This window comes from Thermoactinomyces sp. CICC 10522, assembly GCF_016055075.1.
Taxonomy (GTDB): domain Bacteria; phylum Bacillota; class Bacilli; order Thermoactinomycetales; family Thermoactinomycetaceae; genus Thermoactinomyces_A; species Thermoactinomyces_A daqus.
In genome coordinates this window covers 1-4807 of sequence record NZ_JAECVY010000044.1, presented here as the reverse complement: position 1 = coordinate 4807, position 4807 = coordinate 1, and the positions used below count along the sequence as shown (strand labels likewise).

General features: G+C 40.0%; 4 protein-coding genes and 1 pseudogene. All 5 read left to right on the top strand.

Annotated elements, in window-relative coordinates; translation table 11 throughout:
• Nucleotides 1-379: 379 nt before the first annotated feature.
• The gene (locus I8U18_RS17445; RefSeq protein WP_198065174.1) at nt 380-631 is read left to right on the top strand and encodes a hypothetical protein; all 252 of its coding nucleotides are present in this window, start codon (nt 380-382) and stop codon (nt 629-631) included.
• A gap of 206 nt (nt 632-837) precedes the next feature.
• Nucleotides 838-924 (top strand): annotated as a pseudogene (locus tag I8U18_RS17935) (helix-turn-helix domain-containing protein); the annotation flags it as partial.
• A 912-nt stretch (nt 925-1836) separates the two neighbouring features.
• The gene (locus tag I8U18_RS17930) at nt 1837-3399 is read left to right on the top strand and encodes a deaminase domain-containing protein (protein WP_232336451.1); all 1563 of its coding nucleotides are present in this window, start codon (nt 1837-1839) and stop codon (nt 3397-3399) included.
• Nucleotides 3400-3429: 30 nt separating this feature from the next.
• Complete coding sequence (locus tag I8U18_RS17435; RefSeq protein ID WP_198056615.1) at nt 3430-3792, top strand: Imm3 family immunity protein; 363 nt, start codon at nt 3430-3432, stop codon at nt 3790-3792.
• Between the two features lie 448 nt (nt 3793-4240).
• On the top strand, nt 4241-4807 hold a 567-nt coding region (gene istA, locus I8U18_RS17430; protein ID WP_198065173.1), incomplete at its 3' end, for an IS21 family transposase.

The window sequence follows — 4807 nt, the reverse complement described above, 5'->3', positions numbered from 1 at the left end:
AATCGGACTTCCCATCCAAAACGGCCTTTTTACCAGGACGTAGATAAATACTTTGGTGATCGTATAGAGTCTGGAATCAGTATTATTGAAGATATTATTGTAGATAAATCCTTAGATATAGAGTGGTTTGGTATAAATGAAGATTAAATGAAAAGGATTAGTAGAGATATATGAGTAAACTAACCGACTACTGCCAGTTTGAACATAATTGGGCTATCTATGAAATTACGGCACTCGATAATCAATTGGAGCGAATTCTGTCTGTTCTTGAGATTCCATTTGATCGGAATGAGGTTGAAAAAAATTTGAGGAGGCTTGGGATTCAGAAGATCGATTTACGGATTTAGTTATTTCTCATCCCGAGGATAAAAACATTTTCTTGTTATACCATATTGATTTTAATACTCCTGATTATGATTATCTTATTATACGCGGCAAAAAAGAAAACAAAAAACAGATTCAAAAAGTGTTTGTGGAAGAATGGATGCGTACATCAGGGACGAAATATCCGCCAGGTTTTGATAATACTTATTTTGATGATGCGATAGAGTCTAAAGTAAGTAAAATAAAATATATTATTAAAAATAAATCTCTTGATCTACAATGGTTTGGAATCAATGAAGAGGAGTAAATTTTAATAATGGGACTTCTCGATTGAAGTCCCTACTCTTTTATATGAGTGGGGTTATTTAAACGTGGACGATTGTGAGCATTGCTAGTAAATACCAACTTCGGAACAGTCTATCCGACTGTGAACAGCCCCTTCTGGAACGAATCGGGGCATTCTGCACCTTTTTGTCTGAGATAAACCCGTCCCCAAGTTTGCAAAAGGTACGCATCAGCAACGTCATGCAAAAGTTAAACGTGAAAGGACGATCCCAAGCTGTAGTGGAGTTGGTAAGATTGGGCGAATTAAAGATATAGTCTGCATGTGACCCTGCCGCATTTGCAAAGAAGGCAGGGGTTTTTGTTATATGGATCATTTGGGGAAAGGGGAATGGGAGCCCCTTTTCTCCGTTTCCTAATTTTGCACTACAATGGGTATTCTCTTAAGAAAAGCATTGTTCTAACGGTAATAGAGGGTTTAGATGATGTTGTTCTGACGGCATAATTCAGCGATTGAAATGTTCCTTTAACCTGGCTAAGACGATATCTATTTTTTCCTCCGGGGTCCATCTGCGACACTTCATACCGATTTCCTCTTTGATTCTATTAATTTGGAGAACCTTACACAGTAAACGGTCGTGTTTTAAAATGGAGTACTATAGTTTTTGAATATGAAATATTACCTATTTTGACAAAAATAAAACAAATGATATGATAAATAAATTGGATATTTGCATATAATTTTAAAGTAAATCAATTTAGTAGATTGGAGAGGGGTTTTAAGATTTCACTGATTTTGATTAGTCCGATGAAGGGGATGCCGTAGCAAAAGAGTCAAGCTAAACGTGAACAAACGGGAACAAGCCAATAAATCACACATAGTCTTGGTCAAAGAATCCATAGCTTGAAGGTTACTGGGGTGGGATGAAGAAGCAACGTTTTTTCCAAGACTTCAAGGAAGTCCAAGAAAAATATGGATAACTTCGTGCAGCTTCTGGATCACATTTTGCAAGCATGGACCCAAATGGTTATGAAATTTCGCCAAACGGACCAAGTTTAACCAAGAGTTCTTGTCAAAGAAACCTGACTTTCCGATTGAATCTTCCTCCTTATTGGACTTAGTTGACCTAAGGTTGAGTCTGTCTTTTTTGCTCTGATCTTGAATCATTTTTAAGTAGAGAGGGGTGAACCCGTTACGGAGAGACTTCCTAATTTTCCGTAACGGTACATATGAGCAAGTATTTTTATCGCTTCATGATCATCGTTCTCTTCGCTTTTCTTGGCATAAGTATTTTGGGAAGTGGTCAAGTTTTTGCGAGTGGGAGCAGCTTTAACGTCCCCCATGTAAATGATCACTTTGAAAAGGTTCAACAAGGTCCGGCGCCGACGAAGGAAGCGCCAGTCACCCCAACTCCACAAAAAGAAAAAGAGCATGGAGATGGGAATTGGCTTTCGAAAGCATGGAATTGGACGAAGGAAACCGTCTCCAGTGCCTGGAATAAAACAAAGGAAGTTTGTTCCGAAGCATGGGACTGGATTTGTAATGTCTGTGATCAGATTACGAAAGTCGTTGTAGATGGGTTGTCTTCTGCATGGGACTGGATTAAGGAGAATATCGTCACCATTGGAGTAACGATCGGGCTTATCGTGTTGGTCATTGTCGCTGTGGTTTTGATAGTTGCGGGTGGCGAGTTCGTGCTTGGTGCGGTCGTAATCTCGGGAGCTTCCCTGGCTGAAGGGATTCTGACTGGTATTGTCATCAGTGGCCTGTTTTCTTGGCTTACAGGAAATAACTTTCTTGGACCAGAAATGCTCTCAGATATGCTATTTGGAGGCCTGTCTGGAGGCATTGGAGGGGTGGTCGGCTCCTATGCAACCTCAAGCATTGCCGGTTCGGGCTTTGTTTCTTGGCTGGGTTCGAAGATATCCTGGTTAGGTGAAGCCTTTCCTAAAATCTTTGGCGGGGCAGTAGGGAGCGGAACGGGTCAAACTTTTTTTGATTGGTTTAAGACCGGGAAGGTGAATTTCAGGAATACGGTTGTTGCGACAATCTTTGGTGGACTCTTTGCATTTACGAGTTGGTCCATATCAGAGCATTCGGGTTCGATCCTTTCCAAAATAACGGATATTCCGATCCCGACACTTGAGGTTCGAGTTTTGGAAGCATCGGGATCAGGATATAAAATACCATCCATAAGTTTTGGTAAAATAACTGTTGGAGATACTGAATTCGGTACGTGGTTGCAGAAGTTTGCTTCTAATGGTGACGATATAACTGGAACGAATAAAGACAGTGTTACGGGAAAAGTTTTTAAAACTAGACCACTTGATTCAAAGGTTGATGCAGATATCATTAACAGAGTTAAGGAATTAAGAGCAGCTTTACCAAGTAAATATAAAAAATCAGGTAACTTTGCTATAGCGGAAGTTCATGTTAGTGGAATTAGTAAGACTGAGTTTTATGCACATAGTAGTATTGACGAACTGACAGGAACATTATCAGAAAGAGTCCCTGATATTTCCTTAAAGCCCAAAAATCCAATTTTTAAAGCTTATCCAGCACCCAACAAGAATGGAGATATATTTCTTAGGGATTCAGATACAGAATATAAAATCCTTAATGATATTGCAGCTAGACTAGGTGATAATACAAAAGCTACTGGGGAGATTAAGTTATTCACAGAATTAGACACCTGTGCGAGTTGTAGTAGAGTAATAGCAGAGTTTGCTAAAAAATATCCAAACATTAAATTAGATATTGTCCATAATAATGGTAATAGGATAATAAAATAATCTTTATTCTTAATACTGGAGGGTTATTTGTTGAAGGATTGGGAATATCATGAGTTGCTTGAGGCTGTGAAAGAAACTTACGAAGATTTCTTGAGAAAAAATATAGGTTATAGGTATGCTGTTGCAAGAACCTTTTATGAGTTTGAAACAGTTTGTAATGAGGGGAAAACAGAGAGTTTGCTAGTTCATATTGCATTAGGTGAGATCGTATTAACCCACGAAAAGGTATTTGTTGGTAATATTGAAGCGATTAAAAAAGAGCTAACGAGCGTTAATCTGAGTCAACTAGAAAATGAATTAACCTCTGAAGAAATTGAAGATCTTTCAAAAAGAATTACTAATGTTCTAAAGGGGCTTGAATTTGTTCATATAGACTATAATCCAAGAACTTAATTAGATTTTTATGAAAAAAGAATTCAAAAAATAGCCCAGTGTTTCGATTAACTCTAAGAAACTGTTCTTTAAATGGAAAAGAATAGATATTACTTTTGAGGGACAGATTTGACCAAAGGTCAGCCTGTCCTTTTTTGATCTTATGTTAAGTGGAGGGGGGGAGATAGGAAACAATAAATTTGATATTATTCAAAGAGCTGTAAATGCTATTAGAGATGCTGATCAACAAGGTTTGCTGAAAGAAGGATTCAATAAACTTTGGGTAGTCAATATGAATGGCCACAAGGCTCAGATCAATGTGTTCATACAAAACGGTAATTTCATAAATATTAATCTGTTTGTTACCGACGGCGTATAATTGACCCAGGATCGCCGAAAAAGAATTGACCCACTCCCGTCGAATAATCCCCTTCGAACGAAACCGCTACATTTCTTCGGAGGGAGAATTATGCTAAGGAGTGGGACTGTGATTAAATTACACGAATCGAAGGCGATTGGCAAGAGTATTCGGGCGATTTCGAGAGAAACGGGACATGCCCGCAATACCGTCCGGCGGTATCTTCGTGCAGAGGGGCTTCCGGAGCGGAAGCCCCGGCGAAAACGGCCATCCAAGTTGGATCCCTTCAAGCCGCTTCTGCACCAGTACATGGATCAAGGCATCTACAACTGCGAAGTCCTTTTCCGGTTTCTCCGTGAGCAAGGCTACCAAGGCGGTCGAACTATTCTTAAAGACTATGTCAAGGATTTCTGTCCTCCCAAACAGCTCCCTGCAGTTCAACGGTATGAATCCCGCCCTGGGGAACAAGCCCAGGTAGACTGGGGGATCTGTGAATACGTGGACCCGGAGGGTCAAGTCCACAAAGTGCCTGTGTTTGTCATGGTTCTCGGCTACTCCCGAGCGATCTATGTGGAGTTTGCCAAGCGCTGCGACATCCACAGTTTCCTCCGCTGCCTGGTTCATGCGTTTGAGTATTTCGGCGGGATTCCAGACATAGTTCTAACGGATCGAATGAAA